Origin of the sequence: Mucilaginibacter sp. AK015 (genome assembly GCF_014200785.1) — a bacterium.
Lineage (GTDB): Bacteria > Bacteroidota > Bacteroidia > Sphingobacteriales > Sphingobacteriaceae > Mucilaginibacter.
In genome coordinates this window covers 378356-400968 of record NZ_JACHCV010000003.1, presented here as the reverse complement: position 1 = coordinate 400968, position 22613 = coordinate 378356, and the positions used below count along the sequence as shown (strand labels likewise).

Below are 22613 nucleotides of genomic sequence, written 5' to 3'. Positions count from 1 at the left end.
GCAAAAATGTTAATGCCTCATTACCAGGCGTTCACGAGTGTTCACGGTGTTCACGTGCGCCGAACGTGAACACCTGGTTATATCTTGAGCCGTACGTTTATTTTTTGCAGCAGGCCGGTTAGCCATACCATTATAAACGAAAAGATGACGCATTTGATGAGTCCGCCGGTGCCCTGGTCAAAGTATTCGGGGTAGCCCAGGTCGGTCATTTGGTAAAGGGGATAAAACAAAAAGGGCAGCAGGTAGCAGGTAAAGGTGTTGGTGCCAGCGGGTTCTATCACCTTAAACCAATGGAATTTATGCTTAAAATCAACCAAAAAGATAAAAAAGGCGTACACCACCAAACTGATGCCGGTACATATGAGCACCCACGAGGGGGTGTCGCGCATTTTAGAGATGCCGCCGCTAAAGTAGCGCACAATGAAGCCCAGGTTAAACAGGATCACGGCTATAAGCAGCAGGCCCACCCAAAGCATCTTGATCTCCTTGTTCTGGTTCAGGCGTATATACATTACCGATACAAATACGCCTGCCATGGTAAAGGCCTGCATGGCGCCGTTGCCGGCTATCCACATGTATTTTTGTATGCCGTTCAGAAAATTCAGCATCCCAAAGTGGAAATCGATATTGAAGAACATGAAAAAGATCCAGGCGGCGGCCTGCACCCATAATACGCCGTTGCTGTAGTAGTAAATTAACCCGCACACCAGGTACGACCACCCGATAAGCCCCAGTATGCCCCACCAGGTTAAATGCAACCAGGGATGGTTTGGGTCGGTGCTTTTGTAAAGTGCGCACATGGTTATCAGCAGCGCTATGCCAAAACCCTGCAGCAGGTAACGCGTTCGCGCTGATTTTTTGCTGTAATCTAAAAAGATAAAGAAGAAGCTGAAGGTGGCCAGGCTTTCCCAAACGGGTTGGGGCAGCAGGGTGGCAGGGTCGTTATAGGTTTCCATATTGGCATGGAAAAACCCAATAAACACCAGCGCAAACGACCGGGTCACAATCCGCAGCGGCAATTTGGCATCCTGGTTATGAAGGCGTTTTTTGAACGCGTAGGGTATTGATAAGCCTACAATAAATAAAAAGGCGGGGAAGATGGTATCGGCAAGTCCTAAAGCGTCGGCATTTACATCTGCATGTTTGAGCCATTCAGGGGTGTTTGGCACTCCATCCAGATCATTTACAAAGATCATCAGGAACATGGTAACCGCACGAAACGCATCAATTGACCTGATGCGGTTAATTAAATTACTCATTAAACAGGAAAAAGTATTTTTACAGATAAATGTTTTATTTAACGGCAATTAAATTAAAACAGTATCTGTAAGGGGGGCAATTAATCCCTGTCGCGGCTTAACTTAGCAAAAACAAGCGGGTTTTCGTTCAATTCGGCGGTTTCGCGGCGGTGTTTAACCAGGTGTATAGCCGTAAATAAAGCCTCGCGGAACGATACTGCAGATGCCCGGTTTTTGCCGGCGATATCGTATGCCGTACCATGATCGGGCGAGGTGCGTACAAAGCTCAGCCCGGCCGTGTAGTTCACGCCCGATTCGAAGGCTATCTGTTTAAAAGGTATCAGCCCCTGGTCGTGGTACATGGCCAGTACGGCATCAAACTGCATGTAGGTGCCGTTGGCAAAAAAGCCGTCGGCGGGGTATGGGCCAAAGGCCAGCACATCGTTATTGCGTGCCTCTTCTATGGCGGGGATGATGATATCTTTCTCCTCGCTGCCAATTAGGCCGTTGTCGCCGGCGTGGGGATTAAGCCCTAATACGGCGATCTTCGGTTTGCGCACCCAAAAATCGTCCTGCAGGCTGGCGTTCATCAGCTTCAGCTTGTGCACAATTTTATCGGTGGTGATGCTCTCTGCTATCTTCGCTACCGGGATATGGCCGGTTACTACGCCAACGCGCAGGGTTTCGCTCACCAAAAACATCAGCGATTCGGTTTTGCTGTCGCGATGCTGCAGATACTCGGTATGGCCGGGGAAACTGAATTCCTCGTTCTGGATATTATCTTTATTGATAGGCGCGGTTACCAGTCCGTCTATGTTACCGGCCAGCAGGTCGTCGGCGGCGCGCTGCAGCGAAATATAGGCGTACTTTCCCCCTTCCGCGGTTACCTGGCCGGGTTCTATTTTAACATCCTCTTCCCAGCAGTTTATCATGTTGGCCTTGCGGTGCTGTGCGTTGGCCGGATGGTCTATCACGTTAAAGTTAAATTCATTTACATCGGTAGCCCGGCGATGGAACGATGCCACCTTGGTATGCCCGTAAACAATAGGTGTGCAATAGTCGTATATGCGGTTATCGGCCAGGGTTTTAATAATGATCTCAAGTCCTATCCCGTTAATATCGCCAATACTTATTCCTATTTTAGGTTTGTCGCTCATAGTAGTATGATTTCACTGATTAGTTTGAGATCTCAACCATTTGAAACCTGACAAACAATCAGTTTTACTGAAATTTTGCTTTGTGCTTTAAGCCTTTAGCTTTCCGCTCAACATGCAAATAAAAAGATTTTAAGTTTATAATTCCTGATTAAAGCACAAATATGCCTTAATTTGCTCAAATAAAAACCGATAATGACATTAGTAAGAGCAAAAAAACATTTAGGGCAACACTTTCTTACTGATAAAAACATCGCCTCGAAAATTGTGGAAAGCCTGCGCCCGGCGGGCAAATACAAGCAAGTGCTGGAGGTTGGTCCGGGTATGGGGATCCTGTCGGATTTTTTGCTGCAAAAGGCCGAATACGAAACCTTTCTGATCGATATTGATACCGAATCGTACGCTTTTCTGAAAAAGAAATACCCCGCCCTTGGCGACAGGCTTATAAACGACGATTTCCTGGAACTGGACTTTAAAGCCCGGTTTGATAGCCAGATGGCGGTTATCGGTAACTTCCCTTATAATATATCCTCGCAGATACTTTTTAAGGTCCTCGACCACCGCGACCAGGTGCATGAGGTGGTAGGTATGTTCCAGAAAGAGGTGGCCGAGCGTTGCGCTGCCAAGCCAGGCAGTAAGGAGTATGGTATACTGAGCGTTTTTTTGCAAGCCTATTATAAGGTAGAATATTTATTTACCGTAAAAGCCGGAGTTTTCAATCCCCCGCCAAAGGTGTTATCGGCGGTTATCAGGCTAACCCGCAACGAAACTGCCGAACTGGCATGCGACGAAAAACTTTTCTGGCAGGTGGTAAAGGCGGGCTTTAACCAGCGCCGCAAAACACTGCGCAACGCGGTATCATCGCTGATAAATAAGGAAAAAATGGTGGATAACAAAACCCTTGACCTGCGGGCTGAGCGCTTGAGTGTGGCCGATTTTGTAAAATTGACCAATGAAATTGCAATGAGCAGGTAATGAAGACGATACTATCATTTTTACTTATCGGAGTGCTCGGCATTGGATACAGTAATGCGCAGGCGGTGATGAGCCGTAAAACAGTCACTACAAAAGTTGTCCCTCTTAAATATAAAGACCAAACCGACACGCTGTATTTGCCGCAAATAGCAGACAGGCTACCGCAACTACAAAAAGCGCTTTCTGAAAAAGAGCTATTGAACGGAGAAACCTTGCAGGATGTAATAAATGAATATACTGAATGCGGATGTGGAATAACATCACTGCAATATGAAGTTACCTGTTTGTATAGCGATTTGATTTCCATTAAATTAACGTACGAGACTATGGGCGCTTACCCCAGCACTAATCAGCGGTGGCTTACATTAAACCCCAATACTGGCAAAGCAATCCCGTTATCTAAAATTATTACCGCCCGCGGATTGCAATTTATTAAAGCTGAGTACAAAAAGATATTGTTGAATAGGATAAGCAAAGATAGGAAGGCCTACGCAGGCGATGCCGATTACGTTGCTGTTCTTCCAAAACTGATGTCGTCAGTTAATAAATTGAGTTTGAATAGCCCACAAGTGAAATACCTGGTCACCAAAAAGGGGATATTATTATCTTCAGAAACTATTTTACCTCATGTAGCAGAATCGTTTGAACCCGACAGGAACGTTTTATTCGGCTATAACCAGCTTATGAAGTTTAAATATCTGGATGCCAAAGGCGTTTTGGGTAAGCACTAAACAACAGGTATAACCACCCGTTTATCTACCCTGTTTATTTCTTTCACCTTTTGGGCCATGCGTTTTACAAAAAGGTAGTTTGCTGTGCCACCAATTACAGCGCCTACTACCGGCACCAGCCTTTCGGCAGCGCGAACGCCAAAGGCAAGCAGCAGCTTTTCGGCTATTCCTTCCATCACGTTTTTGGTAACGGCAACACCCGCCTCAATCTTAAACGAGGTTGCTACCAGCTGCATAAATTCATCAAAGCCCACCCGGTAACTGCCCTTTGCATAATACATAATAGCCATTGTTACCCTAAATTGCTGGGTTATCAGGTTCACAAAATCAACCGGCATACCCACCAACATAGTTATGATACCGCCGCTGCCCGCAATGGCACCGCTGCCGGCTGCCATATAGGCGCAATGGTTTATAAACTTATCCAGCCCGTGCTTATCAACACCTTTCTTTACGCTTAACTGGTCTATCTGGTCAAATATCTTTCTGAAACCATCCTGCGACAGCGTATCTACATACTGTTTTATATCGGTTCGTGTTTTTTTAAAGGGGATCTTCATAGATATGAGCATACTATTTACGTGCCAAGTTTGATTCTGGCTGGCGATAAATTACTCACCCGACTACGCTACGCTGGTCGGTCCTCTCTGCTGCGCAAAGAAGGTAAAACCCTTTCTCTTCACCCTCTTTGCGCAGCAGAGAGGGGTGCGCACGAAGTGCCGCGGGGTGAGTCAACCCCGCAGAGCAGGCAATTGTGTCACGTTTAGATATATGAAATTCGTAATTTTGCCTATCAAACTTACTCCATTGAAAAATAATATCCTTATAGTAGACGACCTGCACCCCGCCTTTATGGAACAGGCCAAAGGTTTTGGTTATACCTGCAATTACCAGCCTGATATGAAATTAGAAGAAGCTTTTGCCATTATAGACAATTATGATGGCCTGGCTATCCGGTCAAAGTTTCAGGTAGATAAGGCCTTTATAGACCAGGCTAAAAACCTGCGTTTTATTTGCCGGGCAGGCGCCGGTATGGATAACATCGATGAAGAATACGCCCTTGCAAAAGGCATTAAACTGATAAACGCTCCCGAAGGTAATATGGATGCGGTTGGCGAGCACGCGGTTGGTATGCTGCTATCCCTGATGAATAATTTGAACACTGCCGATGCCGAGATACGCGCCGGCAGCTGGCGCCGGGAAGAAAACCGGGGACACGAATTAAAAGGCCGTACCGTGGGCATTATCGGCTACGGTTATATGGGCAGCAGTTTTGCCAAAAAGCTATCCGGCTTTGGGGTAGAGGTTATTGCTTATGATAAATACAAGACCGGCTTTAGCGATAAACATGCGCGCGAGGTAAGCATGGAGGAAATTGTCAAGCGTAGCGATGTGCTTAGCCTGCACGTTCCCCTTACCAAAGAAACCAACGGCATGGTGGATGACGAGTACTTCTTTCATTTTAAAAAGCCCATCTTTTTCCTGAACATGGCACGGGGCAAAGTGGTTAAAACACAGGCAGTACTAAATGCCATTAAGCAGGGGAAAATTATAGCCGCCGGGTTAGATGTGCTCGAGGTTGAAAAATTCCCGGCGCTGGGCGAGCAGCCGTGGTTTGATGAACTGCGCAAAAGCGGCAGAGTTATTTTAAGCCCGCATGTTGCCGGGTGGACATTTGACAGCTACCGTAAGATAAGCGAAGTAATGGCGCAGAAGCTCGGCGAGTTAGGCCTGGCGTAGAGACGCGATACCTCGCGTCTTTCAGAGTAGAGATTCGGCGAGTTAGGCCTGGCGTAGAGACGCGATACCTCGCGTCTTAATAAATGATTATATTAATGGGAGGCACGAGTATCGTGTCTCTACAGAAAAGAATATCGACCTAAAACAAAAAATTTGCATATTAAAATTTAATTATACTATCTTCGTTTAATACAAAACAAGACTATGCGGGCACCTGCCTTTGTAGTCTTGTTTTGTTTTTAAGGCCGTCACGCTCTTCTATCAAAAAGTAGGGGAGCGGTTTTTTTTGGCGGTAAACTGATAATAATTACTAATTATAATTGTGTTATGGCAGAAGTATCATACTTTACCAAGGATGGTTTAGAAAAACTAAAAGAAGAATTACAATACTTAAAAACTACAGGCCGCGCAAATATTGCAAAGGCTATAGCAGAGGCACGCGATAAGGGCGATCTGTCGGAAAATGCCGAGTACGATGCCGCGAAAGAGGCACAGGGATTGCACGAAACCAAAATAGCCCAGATGCAGGAAACCCTGGCAAACGCGCGCTTGCTTGATGAATCTAAACTGGATACATCAAAGGTGTTAGCATTATCTATAGTGAAGATAAAAAATGTGAAGAACGGCGCTACCATGACCTACCAGCTGGTGTCGGAAAGCGAAGCCGACCTTAAGGCCGGAAAAATTTCTGTAGCATCGCCTATTGCAAAAGGCCTGCTTGGTAAATCGGTTGGCGAAACCACCGAGATAACCGTACCTGCAGGTAAGATAGAATTCGAGATACTGGAAATTAGCAGGTAGTGAATGGATGATTGGGTGAGTGGTTCATAACTGCTCACCCAAAACCATACAACTAACTACTCATCATTCACAAATCAACCATCATTACCATGAGCATCTTTTCAAAAATCATAGCAGGCGAAATACCGGCCCATAAGGTTGCCGAAACCAACGAGTTTTTGGCTTTTTTAGATATCAGTCCATTAGCAGAAGGGCATGTGCTGGTTATCCCCAAAAAAGAAGTGGATTATATTTTTGACCTGGACGACGAAACCTACCTGGGTTTGCAGATGTTTGCCAAAATTGTCGCAGGCGGTATAAAAAAGGCCATCCCCTGTAAAAAGGTGGGTGTAGCCGTTATTGGGTTAGAAGTGCCGCACACGCACATCCATTTAATACCCATGAACCAGGTTGACGATATGAACTTTTCCCGCCCAAAGCTTTCGCCATCGCAGGATGAACTGGCTGCCACGGCAAAAAAAATTGTTGAAGCATTAAGGGAAGTCACACATCCAAATTAACAGGGCCTGTCGTGGTGTGCTTGTCGAACCGTTAACAAAGCGTTCAAGTCTTCGACAAGCTCAGACCGACAATTCCGTTGTGTCATAGTAAGTCTGGGCCGGGTTAAATCTTAAGCATCGTCTTCATTACCTCCCCATCATTGCCCTAACATCTTCTTCCGATCCCTCAAACGGCCCGGAAGTTTCAATTTTTAGTCCGGCCATCGCGGCAGCAAACTCGCCCGCTTTTTGTATATCGGCGCCTTTAACGCGTTTGTACAGATAGCCTGCCATATAAGTATCGCCGCAGCCCGTAGCATCCACCACATCGGTAGGTTTGTAGGCGGGGATCTCATAAAATACACTATCGGCATAAATAACCGAGCCCATGCTGCCCAGGGTTACCACTACTTCTTTAACGCCCCACTCGGCCAGCACTTTAGCGCCTTCCTTAATATCCGCGTTGCCGGTAAGTACCTCAAGTTCGTGTTCGTTTACTTTTAGTATATCAATATATTGCAGGGCCTCCCGCTTATCGGCCCAGTCAACAGCATGCACCCCTTTATCGATCACCTCGCGCAAGTAACCCTGCGCATCAACAGAAACATTACCCCGGCTAAATAAGGCTTTGATCAAGTCGGTCGACATATCATCGGCCAGCAGCGGTCCCAAATGAAATATAACGGCTTCCACATCCAATATATCCCCGGCTGTAAAAGCATCGGCCTTTTGTAAAACACGCTGGGTACGGTTGTCCTGGTTGTCGCCGTAAATGTTCTCAAAATAAACGGTATGGGCGCTCGGCAGTACCTTTACATCAATGCCTTTATCAGTTAACGCGGTTACACTGGGCAACTCGGTATCGGCAACCGCGGTAACCAGTTTATATTTAACATCCATATTACGGATAGCGCTGGAGAAGTAGAACGCGGTACCCCCGGCCATATGTTTAACAGCCCTGGGGGTAACAATTTTATCTAAGGTAATATGGCCTATGCAGCAAATATCGTACATCTGTAAAATTCGGTTTTATAATTCAGGCGGCTACAAATGTAATATTCTGCCTGTCAATTATTTGTTACACGGCTAATATAGTAATCTATAGGTATAATGGTATTTTAGCAATTCGTACCCATAGCCCACACTATCTGCTTGTTATGATCACAAACCATTTACCTGAAAAAGCATTTTTAGCTTTAGCCCTTTTATTTGCTGTAATAGTGCAAACCAGCGCCCAAACTCCTGCCGACGACCCGCACCTGGGCATTATCCCCGCGCCGGCATCTATTATCAAAAATAAAGGGGTGTTTGTATTTAGCCAGCTTACACAGGTAAAGGCCGATAACCCTAAAGACAAAACCATTGCTTTTTTAAGGGATTTTTTACTGAATAACCGCCATTTCAATAACAGGTTTGGCAAATACAATCCGAAAATAAGATCGACCAAAGGCACCACGCTGATTCTAACAGCAAAAGGTGCCGAAAACTTGCCGACAGAGGGTTATAAGCTTACCATAACGCCGCATCGCATTACTATTATAGGTAAAGGAGCGGGGTTATTTTATGGGATGCAAACATTTATGCAGTTGTTCCCGGTAGCCACATCGGGCACCGAAAAGCTGCCTTGCGTGGTAATTGAGGATGCGCCGCGCTTTGGTTACCGGGGCATGATGCTTGATGTATCGCGCCATTTTTTTACTGTGCCGCAGGTTAAACAAGTGATTGAATTGCTGGCCGCTTATAAGATCAATAATTTTCACTGGCATTTGGTTGACGGGCAGGGCTGGCGGATCGAGATCAAAAAATATCCGAAGCTAACTTCAGTAGGCGCTTATCGCCAGCAAACCATGTTTGGCACCAACCGCGACTGGCCCGACAGCCTAACTTATGGCGGATATTATACCCAGGACGATATACGTGACGTGGTGAGATTTGCTGCTGACAGGTTTATAAACATAGTGCCCGAAATTGAGATGCCTGCGCATTGCGAAGCCGCTTTGCGGGCGTATCCCGAATTGAAGTGTGAACAGCCGGCCGATAGTAAGACCAATGCCCGTGCTTACAACAACCTGTTTTGCCCAACCGAAAAAACGTTCGGCTTTTTAGAGGACGTACTTACCGAAGTGATGGCGCTTTTCCCGGGTAAGTACATACACATTGGCGGCGACGAGGCCAATAAGCAGCCCTGGAAAGAGTCGGCTTTTGTGCAGAATTTGATAAAGGAGAAAGACCTGAAAGATGAGAACGGGGTGCAAAGCTATTTTATACAGCGGATGGAAAAATTCATTAACAGTAAAGGGCGCAGCATTATTGGCTGGGACGAGATACTGGAAGGCGGCCTTGCGCCAAATGCAACCGTAATGAGCTGGACAGGCGAAGAAGGCGGCATAGCGGCAGCCAAACAAAAGCACAACGTTATCATGACACCGCAAACCACCGGCAACTACTTTGATCATTACCAAAGCGGTTCGCCGCAGGAGCCGGTATCGTTTGGCCGTTACGCCACGCTCGACGAGACCTATAATTACGACCCGGTATCAAAAGAACTGACACCCCAAGAGCAGCAATACATCATTGGTACCCAGGGCAACCTGTGGACGGAGTACGTGCCGACGATGGCTAAGCTGCAGTACCAGATATTTCCGCGCTTGTTCGCGTTGAGTGAGGTGGCGTGGAGCCTGCCTGCCAATAAGGATTACGACAATTTTGCCAATGTGCGCCTGGCTAACCACTTTGCGCGGTTAGATGCAAAGGGGTACAATTACCGCGTACCAACAGCAATGCCGGTTATAGATACCATGGTATTTGGTCAGCGGTTTACCTGGGCACCGAAAAGCGTGGTGCCGGGGGCTAAAATATACTATACCCTAAACGGCCGCGACCCGCTGGATACAGACCTGGAATATAACGGCACCCCTATTGTTTTCGCTATCCCCGCAAACGAGAAACGCGAGTTTAAAACACGGGTTATTACGCCATCGGGCAGGCTCAGTATTGCTACAAGGGTGTTGATGTACAATCGCGCGCTGCTACCCGCTGTAAACTATACCGCTAACAAACCGGGCTTGAGCTACAAGCTGATAAAAAGCAAATTTACCACGCCCGAACAATTAGATTATGTAACCGCAAAAGACTCGGCCATCATCGACAGGCTGAATGCAGAACAATTTAAAAAGGATAACCCCAGCTTTGGCGTGGTTTACAATGGCTATATAAACATCCCTGCAGATGGCGCGTATAATTTCACCCAGGCATCCTACACCGATACCCAGGTATTTATAGATGGACTGCAGATAACCGAGGCTGAGCCGGCGCTGCCCCTGGCCAAAGGATACCACACCATCAAGGTGAAATATATTTATAACCAGCCTGTGTTGCAGCCCGGTGCTTACCGGATAAGGCAAACGCCGTTAAAGGTTTTTATCACCGCCCCGGGAGGTAGTAAAGAGGAGATAAATGCGGCAAATTTGTTTAATTAAATCAGGTTTTTTCAAATTTTGTAATAACTTACTTCAATATCAGTGTATTATATTATAGATAAAAACTATATAATATAGATATTAATGATGGAATTAGATGGGCTTTTATCCGTATATTTGTTGCATAAATTTTAATAAAATAGCCATTATGTTAACGATAGGACAAAAATTTCCCGCTTTTAGTAAAACAGCCGTAGTTTCTTTGGAAAAAGGCAAAGAGTTTGAAACCATCACCTCGGATTATCTTGAAAACGATGATAACGTTTGGACCGTAATGTTCTGGTGGCCAAAGGATTTTACATTTGTATGCCCGACCGAGATCGCTGAGTTCAACAAAAACTTTGGCGAGTTCCGCGACCGCGATACCCGTTTAATTGGCGCCTCTACTGATAGCGAGTTTGTGCATGCTGCCTGGAGGACCCACCATGATGACCTGCGCGACCTTAAATTCCCGATGCTGGCTGATACTTCAAAATCATTAGCCGAAGACCTGGGTATTTTAGAGCCAAACGAAAAGATCGCTTACCGCGCTACTTTTATTATTGACCCTACCGGCATCATCCGCTGGGTATCTGTAAACGACCTGAGCGTAGGCCGTAATGTTAAAGAAGTTTTGCGCGTGCTTGACGGCTTGCAAACCGATGAGCTTTGCCCTTGTAACTGGGAAAAAGGCCAGGAAACTTTAACTGTATAATTTTTATATCATTGAAAGGCCCTGTACCTGTAAAAGTGCAGGGCTTTTTTATTAACCACATATCATGAACGAAAGCACCGAGATAATACAGGAACTGCTGCAAAGCGTGGGCCTGGAAACATCATACCGTACACCCGCCCTTACTTTATTAGAAACTGGCGAATCGCGCTACCTGCGCGATCTGAAGTTAAACTTTACCAGCACCCTTACGTCTGAGCATCTTAGCCCGAAAGAATGCGCCTTGCTGGGGCTAAGCACTGCAGTTAACAATCAAAACGCGGCGCTTATTGCTTACTATACCGGCGTAGCGAAGCAAAATGAGGCTACTGACGCTGACGTGGCCGAAGCTGTAGGCTGCGCTTCGTTGCTGGCCTCAAACAATATATTTTACAGGTTCAGGCATTTTACTCAAAAGGAAAAGTATACCCAGATACCTGCACGCATACGTATGCAATTAATGATGAAGCCCGTAACCGGCAAAGAGTTTTTTGAATTGATGAGCCTTGCTATATCTGCTGTTAATGGCTGCGAGATGTGTGTAAACGCGCACGAAGATTCGCTAATAAAGTTAGGCACCACCGAGGAGCGCATATTTGATGCCGTTAGGATAGCATCACTGGTTACCGCTACCGGAAAAATTATTTTTTAAAACCGGATGATCCTTACCGTGTTCAAAAATAATGTAAAATAAAATTTGGGTTTGTTCATATAAAAGCCCTAATTTTAAGGCTTAACATTACTAATACCCCCTGTTATCGTAAAGATTTTATTTATTTAAGACTATAGATCCCAGGGGATAAGAATTTTAATTGTTGATTTTTTGGAGAAGCCATTCCGCTTGTAAAAGCAGAATGGCTTTGTTTTTAATGCGCGTCGGCGATGGGTTTCATGTTTTTGCGGAAAGGCTGCAGATACAATAAGGGTATCGAGAACAGCATGATCAAGCCCGAGATCCAGTAAGCATCGTCGTAAGTTAACAGCATGGTTTGCCTGATAACCGTGCCCTCAATGGCCGCATAAGCCATATGTGTGGCGTCTAAAACCGATTTGCCCTTAGCCATAAACCCGTGTACTAACTGGTTTAAGCGCTCGGTAAAGGCGGGGTTGTATGGGTTTACATGTTCAATCAGAGTACTTCGGTGATAACCCTGGCGAATGTGTATAAGCGTTGTTAATGCCGCTATGCCAAACGAGCCGCCCAATTGGCGCATCATATTATTTAAACCCGATCCCTGCCCAATTTCCGGGCCTTTCAGATCGGCCATTGCCAAAGTGGTTAACGGCACAAATAGCAGGGCCATACCTACACCGCGTATAAGCAATGGTATCAGCACATCCTTCTCGCCGGTTGCCAGGGTAGAGTTGCTAAGCATCCATGTAAATACAAAGAACAGGAACATGCCCGCTGTAGCCATAAACTGTGCGGGGATACCCTTATTAAGCATTTTACCAATAAAGGGCATCATAATTATGGTACACAAACCACCGGGGAATAATAATTCGCCGGTTTGTTGTGCGTTAAATCCCAGCAGGTTTTGGCAAAATACCGGGAACACAAACACCGAACCATATAAACCAAATCCTAATATAAAGGAGGTAAACATGCCCACGGCAAAACTCCGGTGCCGCATTATACTAAAGTTTACAATAGGGTGGTCGGTACTTAGTTCCCTCCATATAAATAGTATAATGCCAAGTATCGCAGTAATGGTTAGTACGATGATATAGTTTTTAGCAAACCAATCCTCTGATTCTCCTTTTTCTAAAATAGTTTGCAAGCTGCCCACTGCAACCGCCAATAAACCAATGCCCCACCAATCAATGGGCCTTTTTTCTTCTTTGGGCGTTTCCCTGATAAAGGTATAAGTTAGGAACGCGGCAAGCGCGCCTACCGGTAAGTTTACATAAAATATCCACGGCCACGAGTAATTTTCGGTGATCCAGCCGCCAATAGTTGGGCCTACCGTTGGGCCCACCACCGCACCCAAACCAAAAAGGGCTGTAGCGGTACCAATTTGCTCGCGCGGCCAGGTTTCCAGTAATATGGTTTGTCCGGTTGAGATCAAACCGCCGCCGGCAATGCCCTGCAGTATCCGGAATATCACAAGCTCGTTGAGCGTAGTAGCGTTACCACATAAAAACGATGCTATGGTAAATATGATAATGGAAGTAAGGAAGTAACTTTTACGGCCAAAGCGCCCACCAAGCCATCCTGACATAGGCAGGATGATAACGTTTGCCACCGCATAACCGGTAACTACCCAGGCAATATCTTCCAGGGTTGCCCCAAGGTTTCCCTGAATGTGCGGTATAGCAACGTTTACAATGGTGGTATCAATCAGCTCGAGTAATGACGCCATAATCACCGTAATGGTGATTATCCATTTTTTAAAGCCAGTTTCAGCCATTTTATTTAGTCTTTTGTAATTACCGAAACATCAACGCTCATACCCGGGCGCAGTTTCGCGATATCTTCTTTACTGCCGGTTATTTTGATTTTAACAGGCACACGTTGTACAACCTTAACAAAGTTGCCGGTAGCATTATCTGGTGGAAGTAACGAGAATTTAGCACCTGTAGCAGGCGAAAAATTGTACACCGTACCTTCAATTTTCAGGTCGGGGTAGGCATCTACCTTAAGGTCTACCTTTAGGCCGTTCTTAATTTTATTAAGCTGCGTTTCTTTAAAATTAGCAGTCACGAATATGCTGTTATCGTTTACTACCGAGAACAAGGTTTGTCCTGCCTGCACCAGCTGGCCTACCTGTACGTTCTTTTTCGCTACGATACCACTCGCCGGCGATTTAACATTAGCATAACTTAACTGCAGCTTGGCATAATCAATATCAACCTGCCTTTGGCTTACACCGGTATTGGTAACCTTTAACTGGCTGCGGCTGGTGGCTATTTGCTGCTGGGCCGCCCTGTATTCGTCTTTTGCGGCATTGTAGTTAGCGCGTGCCACGTCAAGGTCGGCCTTGGCCTGGTCAAACTGTTGCTGTGTTATCGATCCGTCTTTAACCAGGTTGGCATAGCGCTGGTAGTCTTTCTGCACTTTTTCTAACCGGGCCGCTGCCGATGCAACCTGTGCCTTTGCGCTCGCCGAATTTGCTGCTGTGGTAGATATTTGCGATTGGTTTACATTAACGCCTGCGCTTGCACCAACCTGTGCAGCCTGCGCCTGCTCTAATTTCACTCTTAAGTCGCGGTCGTCTATTTTAACCAGTAACTGGCCTTTGTTTACGTGTGTGTTCTCTTCAAACATCAGGCTGTCAACATAGCCGCCTACACGGGCAACAACAGGGCTAATGTCGCCATCTATCTGTGCATCGTCGGTGTCAACGTGCTTGCTGAAGTATATATATTCTTTTACACCGAATATGATACCCCCTAAAAGGATCACCCCAAGTATTATTGGGAGAACTTTGTTTTTCTTTTTAGGTTGTGTTTCTTGTGTTTGGTTTGCCATCGCTTTATGTATTGTAATTATTTGTTAAGTTTTCCTGTTGATTTTAGTAAAGTATAATATGCAAGCCCTGCATCAGCTTTAGCCAGTTCAAGGTTAATTTCGGCCTGGTAAAGCAGGGTTTGCGCGTCCGCACGATCTGTAGCGGTTGATATATTGCTGCGGTATTTATTTTCAAGTATGCGGTTATTCTCTGTCGCCTGATTAATAGAGGTTTGCAGCAGGGCTATCTTTTCAAGTGCCGTCTTATAGTTCTGATAACTTTGGTTCACTTCATTTTTGACATTATCTGTGGTAATACCCCTGTTAATGATCACCTCTTCGCGCCTTAGCTTGGCTTCGGTAACCTTGTTCTTGTTAGTCCAAAGGCTGCCAAAATCCCATCCTAAGGTTAACCCGATTGATATTGGCGTAATAAAGTTGCCGCTTTTGGGCAGCGGGTTGGCCGATACACCTACATAATACGCGCTGCCCGATGCTGATAAGGTAGGCCTGGTGTTTGCTTTTATGTTTTTGATGTCGATATCAGCAACCTGGGTACGCAGATCCATTTGTTTGAATTCGGGCCTGTTGCTCATGGCCGAATCCAGATAAGCGGACAAAGGCATTGCTGACCTTTCGGCCTCCGTAATTTGCTCAATATTTAACTGGGTGCCTTCGGGTAATCCCAATAAAATATTCATATTATAGTTGATGATACGACGATTGTTTTCCAGGTCGATGCCATTCAGTTCGATGTTCGAACGTTGTAACTGAAAGCGTAACACATCATTTTTGGTTACTATACCCTGGTCAAAAAAGCGTTGCGATTGCTTGATCTGGGCATCAATGGTGGCCAGATTTTGCTCAACTATCTTTTTGCTTTGTAATACCTTATACAGGTTGTAATAGGCATTAATAATGCTATAAGTAATCTGGTCCCTGTCGTTCACGGCATCCAGGCGCGCAACTTCGGTAAGCAGGTTGGTTGATTCGCGTGCGTACCTTAACTTATTTCCGGCCCATATTACCTGGTTTAACGATAAGGTACCTAAGTAGGCGTTAGCACTTGTAGGCAGGGTTAAAGTTTCTTCTCCCAGGTTTAACTTGTGGGCAGGTATCTGCGCCCGGTTATAGCCAAAACTGGCAGATCCGGTTGGTAACGAGCGGTCTTTAGCCTGCTGGTATTGCGACACGGCCTGGTCAATACGCGATTGCGAAAGTTTTAGCACTTTGCTGTTTTCTAAGCCCAGCCTAATGGCTTCGTCAAGTGTAATTGTCCGCTCCTGGGCGGCGGCGGGGCTGGTAATCAGCAACGCCATAAGCAAAATAGCAATACTGCCCGCGGCCTTTAATGCCTTGTTAATTTTTAAAGGTTTCAAGTGTAGGTATTTAGTGGTTGTCATTTTCGTTCTGTAAGTAAGCTTTTAACAGTTTTTTTAGATAGTTTTTTAACCGGGGCTTTAGTTTTTCGTCCTGATTTTTTGCATCCATTACATCGTAACCTATAATCACCGACGATATATGCGGCGTATTTACAAGGTAACTTTTGGTGCCAAATACGGTCGCCACCACAAATTGCGGGTCAACATCCTTATTAAATTCGCCGCTTTTGATACCGCCGTCTATGATATCCTGCAGTACACTTACATTTTTCATAATGATGCCGGTTATCTGGTCGGTGAGCTCCGTTTTTTTTGATTTGGATATCTCGCGGTGAAGCATTACATGGAAGCAGTTATTGTTAATAACCTTCTCCACGTAGCTGTCAATATATTTATCCAGTTTTTCCCACCAGCTTTTACTCTCGTCATTCCCTATGCTAAGCAACACCGATTGGAAGGTAGATATGCGGCGATCGAAAATTGCCAGAAAAACCCCTTCCTTCGACCCGAAGTAGTAATTAAGCATCGCCATGTTTACGCCCGCCTCGCCGGAGATGACACGGGTTGAGGCGCCATCATAACCTAACTCGGCAAAAACCCGTTCGGCTACGTCGAGTATGTGGTCTTTTTTATCAATTTTTTCTTTTTCCATTTCTTTTTGTCCCGCGCAAAATTAATCAAACGATTGATTAGTGAAAGTCATTTATTTGTCTGATTATGTAATTATCTGATAATCAAGTTGAAAAAATTAATCAATCGATTAAAAGGTGAGAATTGCAGGGTAATTATGACGGTATAATTATCGTACCAATTATTGCACCAAGTTATCTTTCAGATATATTTGTTGTTATGAAGCGCATATCGTTCACTCTTGTCTTTGTTTTAATAAGCTATTTGGTTTTTTCGCAAACAGCCCCTCAGGCGGATATCGGTTCCATCCGGCAAAATTTAAAAAAGCTGAACGTGCTGGGCAGCGTACTTTATATTGCGGCCCATCCCGATGACGAGAACACCCGCCTGCTGGCCTACCTGGCCCAGGAAAAACACTATCGTACGGGTTACCTGTCGCTCACCAGGGGAGACGGCGGGCAAAACCTGATAGGTACCGAGCAGGGCGAGTTATTGGGCCTGATACGAACGCAGGAACTTTTAGCAGCCCGCCGTACGGATGGGGCAGAGCAGTTTTTTAGCAGGGCCAACGATTTCGGTTTCTCTAAAAATCCAGAAGAAACCCTGAAATTTTGGGATAAGGACAAGGTATTAGGCGATATGGTTTGGGTGATACGTAATTTTAGGCCCGATGTAATGATATGCCGTTTCCCCACAACCGGCGAGGGCGGCCATGGTAACCACACGGCTTCGGCTATTTTAGCACAGGAGGCTTTCAGTGCAGCTGCCGACCCTAAACGTTATCCCGAACAATTAAAATACGTTGGCGTGTGGCAGGCCAAACGCCTGCTATGGAACACCTTTAGTTTTGGATCGGTGAATACCACCTCGCCTGATCAGTTTAAGATAAATGTTGGCGGTTACAACCCAATTTTAGGCAAAAGCTATGGCGAAATAGCTGCCGAGAGCCGTAGTAACCATAAAACTCAGGGCTTTGGCTCGGCCAGGCAGCGCGGCGATGCCTTTGAATATTTCAAGACCATTTTGGGCGACGCACCTAAAACCGACCTGATGGATGGCGTTGATGTTACCTGGAACCGCATACCATTTGGTGCGCCGGTAGCCGCGCAACTTGCTGTTATTACCAAAGCGTTTAATGATGATGCCCCCGAGGCATCGGTACCGGCACTGGTTAAGTTTTTGGATGAAGTTGACCAAACGGTAGCTACCAATAAAGCCTTCCAAACGGTGAGGTTAACTGAAGTGGCTAACTCAAGCTATGATTACTGGCACAAGCAAAAAACAAACGAGCTAAAAGATCTGATAGCACAATGCGCGGGATTGTGGTTTGAGGCTTACGCAAATGAGCCTGCGTATGCTTTGGGCGATACGATAAAAATTCAACTGCAGACGATTAACCGCAGTAATGTATCAGTGAAACTTTTTGGCATCAACCAAGCTGACGAGTTTATTGTATTTGCTGACAGCATATTAACTAAAGGGCAGTTAAAAACTTTCCCTTATAAGTTACCGGCAGTTAAACTTTCCCAACCTTACTGGTTGGAAGAATCGCATGGCATTGGGAGCTATGCTATAAATAACATCCTTAAAGTTGGTAATCCTGAAAATCCGGATGTGCCTGCGATAAATTATCAGTTTAATATAGCAGGCAAAGACATTTCGTATAACCGTAAATTGGTTTACAAATATGTTGATCCCGCACGAGGCGAGATCTATCAGCCGTTAGAAATAACCCCACCTGTTACCGCTAACATTGCCGAGAAGGCATACGTATATAACAATACGCAACCACAACTGTTACAGATAAAATTAAAAAGCTTTACAAACACCAAAGGCAGCATCAGTTTAAAGCCTGTAAAGGGGTGGAAGATAAGCCCGGCTAAAATTGATTTTACAGATAAAGCCAAAGGCGAAGAGTGGGCAGTAACATTCAGCGTATCGCCCGTTGATACCAAAACCAACACAGGGGTATTGCAGGCGGATATCATCGCCAACGGCAAAACGTTTTCGCGGGGATTGCTGGATATCAGGTACAATCACATCCCGGCCATTACTATTTTCCCGCCGGCGCAGGCTAAACTGGTGAGCATCGACTTAAAAACCGCGGGCAAAAAAGTGGGCTACATAGCCGGTGCCGGCGACCTGGTGCCTGATGCGCTGCGCGAGGTGGGGTATGATGTGCACCTGCTAACCGAGGATGAAATTATTAACGCCGACCTGTCTGTTTACGACGCCATTGTAACCGGCGTACGGGCGTATAACGTAAGCGCCCGTCTTGCATATGAACAGCCCCGGCTAATGGAATATGTAAAAAATGGTGGTAATTTGGTTGTGCAATACAATAATAATAATGGCCTGGTAACCAAGCAAATTGGCCCTTATCCGTTTACGGTGGTAAACCAGCGCGTAACTGAAGAAGATGCAAAAGTAACCTTTACCGACCCGCAAAACCCTGTGCTAAACTATCCCAATAAAATAACCAATGCAGATTTTAATGACTGGATACAGGAACGCGGATTGTACTTTGTAAGCGATATCGACAGCCAATACAGCACCCCGCTGCAGATGAACGATACCGGCATGGCCCCAAACAAGGGCGCGCTGATTGTAGCAAACTTTGGCAAAGGGCGCTTTGTATATACATCGCTGGCGTTTTTCAGGGAACTGCCTGCGGGTGTGCCGGGGGCGTATCGCCTATTTATAAACTTGTTAAGTAAACCTAAGAACTGATAACCCTAAATGAGCCCGTAATGGAATAAATTGCTTAAAATAAGCAGTTGATATAAAGCAATTAATCACCTACTTTTGTTGCCATAATATAAAATATCATGTCACATCATCATCATCCACACAAAGAAGAAAAAAACTACGATTATGTATACTACCTGGTAGCTTTGGTTTGCGGTATGTTCGTAGGCGCTATTGTTGAAAGAGGGTTTATCTGGATACCTGTAGGTGGTGTTTTTGGTTTATTAACCGCAGCCCTGTTCATTAAATTTCTGGTGAGAGGCCGTGAAGAGGTCTGATAATACCGATCTCCCATCTTTTATAAAAAACTGGAACCAGTTTTACGGTATCGTTATCGTATGGCTGGTTTTTTTAATTTTAGTATTTTGGCTCATCACAAAGTATTTTGAATGAGCTTAACCGACTGGATAGTTCTCGGCAGCACGCTGCTTGCCATAGTTGCTTATGGCGTATGGAAAAGCGGCAACAGCAAAAATATCGACCAATACTTCGGCAACCGTTCGCTGCCATGGTACCACGTAGGTTTATCCGTTATGGCCACCCAAGCCAGCGCCATCACCTTTTTATCGGCCCCGGGCCAGGCTTACAGCGATGGGATGCGTTTTGTGCAGTTTTACTTTGGGCTGCCGCTGGCCATGATCGTTTTATGTATAACTTTTGTTCCTATATTTCATAAGCTTAAAGTTTACACCGCTTACGAATTTTTAGAGCAGCGGTTCGATCTCAAGACCCGGGCGCTTACCGCTATTTTATTTTTGGTTCAACGGGGCTTGTCTACGGCCATCACCATATATGCACCGGCTATTATCCTTTCGGGTATATTGCATATCAACACTACCTATACCACCTTGTTTATTGGCGGGCTGGTTTTGTTTTATACCGTTTACGGCGGGGCCAAAGCCGTATCGTACACCCAACTGCTGCAAATGAGCATTATTTTTACCGGGATGTTCGTGGCGGGTGTTTTGGTGGTAATGTTATTGCCCCAAAACGTGGGTTTTATAAAAGCCATTAAGCTGGCCGGCAACCTGGGCCGCATGAACGTTATCGACTGGAAGTTTGATGCGGATAACCGTTACAACATATGGAGCGGTATCATCGGCGGTTTCTTTCTGCAGTTATCTTATTTCGGTACCGACCAAAGCCAGGTTGGGCGTTATTTAACGGGTAGCTCCGTGGGGCAAAGCAGGCTCGGCCTGATCATGAACGGGCTGATCAAAGTTCCTATGCAGTTTTTAATACTACTGATAGGTGTGCTGGTGTTTAGTTTTTACCAGTTTAACAGGCCGCCGGTGTTTTTTAATAATTACGAGGTAGAACAGGTAAAGAGGAGCCAATATGCCCCGCAATTTAACCTGTTAGAAAAACGATATGGCGACGCCTTTAACCACAAAAAGCAAAAGACAGAAGACCTGATAAAAGCATTTGATAGTAAAGATGCACAGCAGATAAGTGCCGCAAAAGCCGGTTTAAAAGCCGCGGAGGCGCAAACCGACTCGGTGAGGAAAAGCGCTATCAGCATCATAAAGAAAAACAGCGGCAACGACAACGTAAACGATACCAACTACGTTTTTCTTACGTTTGTAACGCATTACCTGCCGCGAGGACTAATAGGATTGCTTATTGCCATTATCTTTCTGGCCTCTATGGGTTCCACAGCCAGTGGCCTTAACGCCCTAGGATCGACCACCATGGTCGACATTTACAAACGTATATTAAAGCCCAACGAAAGCGATCATACTTATGTAACAGCATCGCGCGTGGCAACGGTGTTTTGGGGGGTGGTTTGTATTGGCATGGCGCTTTACGCAAGCAAGATAGGCAACCTGTTAGAAGCCGTTAATCAGCTCGGATCGTACATTTACGGCACCATCCTGGGGGTGTTTATTGTAGCTTTTTACATAAAAAGTATAAAAGGTACGCCCGTATTTGCTGCAGCGGTGATTACCGAAATAATAATATGTATTATGGGGTATTATAATGCGGTAGCCTATCTTTGGTTAAACGCAATTGGCTGCATCGGGGTAATTATAATTGCCTGGCTGTTAAATATATTTATCATGCAAAAAAAGCCTGCTTTAAGGTAATCCACCCAAAAAAGTACGCTCAAACAAACACATCGGGTATTTTAGCATTTAGTACTGTAACACCGGTATGAAAGCTAAAAACAATGCATCCATCTATAGCGCGCTGGCAGCTAACCTGCTTATAGCTGTAACCAAATTTATTGCAGGCGGTTTTACCAACAGTTCGTCTATGATATCCGAAGGGATACACTCTATGGTTGATACTGTAAACCAGGTACTGCTATTATATGGCTTAAAACAAAGCAAAAAAAAGCCGGATACTATCCATCCGTTTGGGTACGGTAAGGAACTTTATTTCTGGTCATTCATGGTATCAATACTCATATTTGGTTTGGGCGGGGGCATATCGGTTTACCAGGGCATACAGCATATTATTAAACCCGAGCCGGTTAACAACCCCATGTGGAACTATATTGTACTGGCGCTATCGGCAATTTTCGAGGGTACATCGCTTATTATCGCCATAAAAGAATTTAACAAGGTTCGCGGTGGCCTGTCATGGTGGAACGCGATTGTTAAAAGTAAAGATCCGTCCAGCTTTTTGGTTTTATTTGAAGATGGCGCAGCGGTGCTTGGCCTTGCTATTGTGTTTGTATTTATGCTGATAGGCCATAACTATCACATGCCTTATATGGATGGTATTGCGTCGGTGCTGGTTGGGTTGCTACTGGTGTTTGTATCGGCCATATTGGCCAGAGAAAGCCGCAGCCTGTTAATGGGCGAAGGCATCGGGCGCGATACCCAGCATCAAATAAGGGTGCTTGCCGAGAAAGATAAGGCTGTTATAAAGGTGGTTAACGTGTTATCTACCTACCAGGCGCCTGACGAGGTTGTATTAATGCTGATAATAGAATTTGATCCGGATATCGACACCGAGGATATTACCGCATCGATAGAGCGGATTCGACTGGCCATAAAAACAACCTTCCCGCTAATAAAGCTGGTGTTTGTACAACCGCAAACCTACACACGCATCCCCAGCAGTTTGTTCGAAATAAAAAAGCCTTAAACTTTTTGTTTAAGGCTT

At 45.4% G+C, this 22613-nt stretch carries 20 protein-coding genes; 12 read left to right on the top strand and 8 right to left on the bottom strand.

The features are described 5' to 3' along the window. Positions 1–77 precede the first annotated feature (77 nt). Positions 78–1259 (bottom strand): heparan-alpha-glucosaminide N-acetyltransferase domain-containing protein, encoded by a 1182-nt coding sequence (locus HDC91_RS14025; protein ID WP_183553214.1) that lies wholly within the window; start codon positions 1257–1259, stop codon positions 78–80. Between the two features lie 80 nt (positions 1260–1339). Further along, a complete protein-coding gene (pdxA, locus tag HDC91_RS14020; RefSeq protein ID WP_183553212.1) occupies positions 1340–2395 on the bottom strand; it encodes a 4-hydroxythreonine-4-phosphate dehydrogenase PdxA in 1056 nt (351 codons plus the stop codon). Between the two features lie 192 nt (positions 2396–2587). Between pdxA and rsmA the strand changes: the two genes are divergently transcribed. Beyond that, positions 2588–3367, top strand: coding sequence for a 16S rRNA (adenine(1518)-N(6)/adenine(1519)-N(6))-dimethyltransferase RsmA (gene rsmA / locus HDC91_RS14015; RefSeq protein WP_183553210.1), 780 nt, complete (start codon positions 2588–2590; stop codon positions 3365–3367). Then, complete coding sequence (locus tag HDC91_RS14010; RefSeq protein ID WP_183553208.1) at positions 3367–4098, top strand: hypothetical protein; 732 nt, start codon at positions 3367–3369, stop codon at positions 4096–4098. Before rsmA ends, HDC91_RS14010 begins: the two co-directional genes overlap by 1 nt. On the opposite strand, the gene HDC91_RS14005 is transcribed toward HDC91_RS14010, so the two are convergent. Then, positions 4095–4658: a hypothetical protein gene (locus tag HDC91_RS14005; RefSeq protein WP_183553206.1), complete on the bottom strand. Its 564-nt coding sequence runs from the start codon at positions 4656–4658 to the stop codon at positions 4095–4097. The two genes, HDC91_RS14010 and HDC91_RS14005, sit on opposite strands and share 4 nt — an antisense overlap. 247 nt (positions 4659–4905) lie before the next feature. Here HDC91_RS14005 and HDC91_RS14000 point away from each other — a divergent pair, with 247 nt between their 5' ends. The 3 genes from HDC91_RS14000 to HDC91_RS13990 all read left to right on the top strand — a co-directional run bounded on the left by HDC91_RS14000 (position 4906) and on the right by HDC91_RS13990 (position 7139). Continuing rightward, the gene (locus HDC91_RS14000) at positions 4906–5838 is read left to right on the top strand and encodes a 2-hydroxyacid dehydrogenase (RefSeq protein WP_255476730.1); all 933 of its coding nucleotides are present in this window, start codon (positions 4906–4908) and stop codon (positions 5836–5838) included. Between the two features lie 327 nt (positions 5839–6165). Continuing rightward, positions 6166–6639, top strand: coding sequence for a transcription elongation factor GreA (greA, locus tag HDC91_RS13995; RefSeq protein WP_162430498.1), 474 nt, complete (start codon positions 6166–6168; stop codon positions 6637–6639). Positions 6640–6728: 89 nt separating this feature from the next. Next, complete coding sequence (locus tag HDC91_RS13990; protein WP_183553202.1) at positions 6729–7139, top strand: HIT family protein; 411 nt, start codon at positions 6729–6731, stop codon at positions 7137–7139. A gap of 126 nt (positions 7140–7265) precedes the next feature. On the opposite strand, the gene HDC91_RS13985 is transcribed toward HDC91_RS13990, so the two are convergent. Next, on the bottom strand, positions 7266–8132 hold the full coding sequence (locus tag HDC91_RS13985) for a PfkB family carbohydrate kinase (protein ID WP_183553200.1): 867 nt from the start codon (positions 8130–8132) through the stop codon (positions 7266–7268). Positions 8133–8275: 143 nt separating this feature from the next. Here HDC91_RS13985 and HDC91_RS13980 point away from each other — a divergent pair, with 143 nt between their 5' ends. The 3 genes from HDC91_RS13980 to HDC91_RS13970 all read left to right on the top strand — a co-directional run bounded on the left by HDC91_RS13980 (position 8276) and on the right by HDC91_RS13970 (position 11940). Further along, positions 8276–10597: a family 20 glycosylhydrolase gene (locus tag HDC91_RS13980; RefSeq protein ID WP_183553197.1), complete on the top strand. Its 2322-nt coding sequence runs from the start codon at positions 8276–8278 to the stop codon at positions 10595–10597. Positions 10598–10745: 148 nt separating this feature from the next. Beyond that, complete coding sequence (locus HDC91_RS13975) at positions 10746–11291, top strand: peroxiredoxin (RefSeq protein ID WP_162430502.1); 546 nt, start codon at positions 10746–10748, stop codon at positions 11289–11291. Between the two features lie 64 nt (positions 11292–11355). After that, a complete protein-coding gene (locus HDC91_RS13970) occupies positions 11356–11940 on the top strand; it encodes a carboxymuconolactone decarboxylase family protein (RefSeq protein ID WP_183553195.1) in 585 nt (194 codons plus the stop codon). A 214-nt stretch (positions 11941–12154) separates the two neighbouring features. Here the strand turns inward: HDC91_RS13970 and HDC91_RS13965 are convergent, their stop codons facing one another. The 4 genes from HDC91_RS13965 to HDC91_RS13950 are packed head-to-tail and all read right to left on the bottom strand — an operon-like array spanning position 12155 to position 16773. Beyond that, the gene (locus tag HDC91_RS13965; protein ID WP_183553193.1) at positions 12155–13699 is read right to left on the bottom strand and encodes a DHA2 family efflux MFS transporter permease subunit; all 1545 of its coding nucleotides are present in this window, start codon (positions 13697–13699) and stop codon (positions 12155–12157) included. A 5-nt stretch (positions 13700–13704) separates the two neighbouring features. Next, positions 13705–14760 carry an HlyD family secretion protein gene (locus HDC91_RS13960; RefSeq protein WP_183553192.1) on the bottom strand — a complete coding sequence of 352 codons (1056 nt, stop codon included), beginning with the start codon at positions 14758–14760 and terminating at the stop codon, positions 13705–13707. A 17-nt stretch (positions 14761–14777) separates the two neighbouring features. Then, positions 14778–16118: a TolC family protein gene (locus tag HDC91_RS13955; RefSeq protein WP_255476729.1), complete on the bottom strand. Its 1341-nt coding sequence runs from the start codon at positions 16116–16118 to the stop codon at positions 14778–14780. A gap of 10 nt (positions 16119–16128) precedes the next feature. Beyond that, positions 16129–16773 (bottom strand): TetR/AcrR family transcriptional regulator, encoded by a 645-nt coding sequence (locus HDC91_RS13950; RefSeq protein WP_183553188.1) that lies wholly within the window; start codon positions 16771–16773, stop codon positions 16129–16131. 197 nt (positions 16774–16970) lie between these two features. Here HDC91_RS13950 and HDC91_RS13945 point away from each other — a divergent pair, with 197 nt between their 5' ends. From HDC91_RS13945 to HDC91_RS13930, 4 genes are all read left to right on the top strand, one after another. Continuing rightward, entirely contained in the window at positions 16971–19481 is a 2511-nt protein-coding gene (locus tag HDC91_RS13945; RefSeq protein WP_183553186.1) for a PIG-L family deacetylase, read from the top strand. A 98-nt stretch (positions 19482–19579) separates the two neighbouring features. Continuing rightward, on the top strand, positions 19580–19777 hold the full coding sequence (locus HDC91_RS13940; RefSeq protein ID WP_162430509.1) for a hypothetical protein: 198 nt from the start codon (positions 19580–19582) through the stop codon (positions 19775–19777). A gap of 111 nt (positions 19778–19888) precedes the next feature. Continuing rightward, complete coding sequence (locus HDC91_RS13935) at positions 19889–21586, top strand: sodium:solute symporter (protein WP_183553178.1); 1698 nt, start codon at positions 19889–19891, stop codon at positions 21584–21586. A 67-nt stretch (positions 21587–21653) separates the two neighbouring features. Then, complete coding sequence (locus HDC91_RS13930; RefSeq protein ID WP_183553177.1) at positions 21654–22595, top strand: cation diffusion facilitator family transporter; 942 nt, start codon at positions 21654–21656, stop codon at positions 22593–22595. The last annotated feature ends 18 nt before the right edge of the window (positions 22596–22613 follow it).

Bases quoted from the DNA above. Each gene is read 5' to 3' on its own strand.
- HDC91_RS14025 (WP_183553214.1), bottom strand. From the start codon at position 1,259: ATGAGTAATTTAATTAACCGCATCAGGTCAATTGATGCGTTTCGTGCG.
- pdxA (WP_183553212.1), bottom strand. From the start codon at position 2,395: ATGAGCGACAAACCTAAAATAGGAATAAGTATTGGCGATATTAACGGG.
- rsmA (WP_183553210.1), top strand. From the start codon at position 2,588: ATGACATTAGTAAGAGCAAAAAAACATTTAGGGCAACACTTTCTTACT.
- HDC91_RS14010 (WP_183553208.1), top strand. From the start codon at position 3,367: ATGAAGACGATACTATCATTTTTACTTATCGGAGTGCTCGGCATTGGA.
- HDC91_RS14005 (WP_183553206.1), bottom strand. From the start codon at position 4,658: ATGAAGATCCCCTTTAAAAAAACACGAACCGATATAAAACAGTATGTA.
- greA (WP_162430498.1), top strand. From the start codon at position 6,166: ATGGCAGAAGTATCATACTTTACCAAGGATGGTTTAGAAAAACTAAAA.
- HDC91_RS13990 (WP_183553202.1), top strand. From the start codon at position 6,729: ATGAGCATCTTTTCAAAAATCATAGCAGGCGAAATACCGGCCCATAAG.
- HDC91_RS13985 (WP_183553200.1), bottom strand. From the start codon at position 8,132: ATGTACGATATTTGCTGCATAGGCCATATTACCTTAGATAAAATTGTT.
- HDC91_RS13980 (WP_183553197.1), top strand. From the start codon at position 8,276: ATGATCACAAACCATTTACCTGAAAAAGCATTTTTAGCTTTAGCCCTT.
- HDC91_RS13975 (WP_162430502.1), top strand. From the start codon at position 10,746: ATGTTAACGATAGGACAAAAATTTCCCGCTTTTAGTAAAACAGCCGTA.
- HDC91_RS13970 (WP_183553195.1), top strand. From the start codon at position 11,356: ATGAACGAAAGCACCGAGATAATACAGGAACTGCTGCAAAGCGTGGGC.
- HDC91_RS13965 (WP_183553193.1), bottom strand. From the start codon at position 13,699: ATGGCTGAAACTGGCTTTAAAAAATGGATAATCACCATTACGGTGATT.
- HDC91_RS13960 (WP_183553192.1), bottom strand. From the start codon at position 14,760: ATGGCAAACCAAACACAAGAAACACAACCTAAAAAGAAAAACAAAGTT.
- HDC91_RS13950 (WP_183553188.1), bottom strand. From the start codon at position 16,773: ATGGAAAAAGAAAAAATTGATAAAAAAGACCACATACTCGACGTAGCC.
- HDC91_RS13945 (WP_183553186.1), top strand. From the start codon at position 16,971: ATGAAGCGCATATCGTTCACTCTTGTCTTTGTTTTAATAAGCTATTTG.
- HDC91_RS13940 (WP_162430509.1), top strand. From the start codon at position 19,580: ATGTCACATCATCATCATCCACACAAAGAAGAAAAAAACTACGATTAT.
- HDC91_RS13935 (WP_183553178.1), top strand. From the start codon at position 19,889: ATGAGCTTAACCGACTGGATAGTTCTCGGCAGCACGCTGCTTGCCATA.
- HDC91_RS13930 (WP_183553177.1), top strand. From the start codon at position 21,654: ATGAAAGCTAAAAACAATGCATCCATCTATAGCGCGCTGGCAGCTAAC.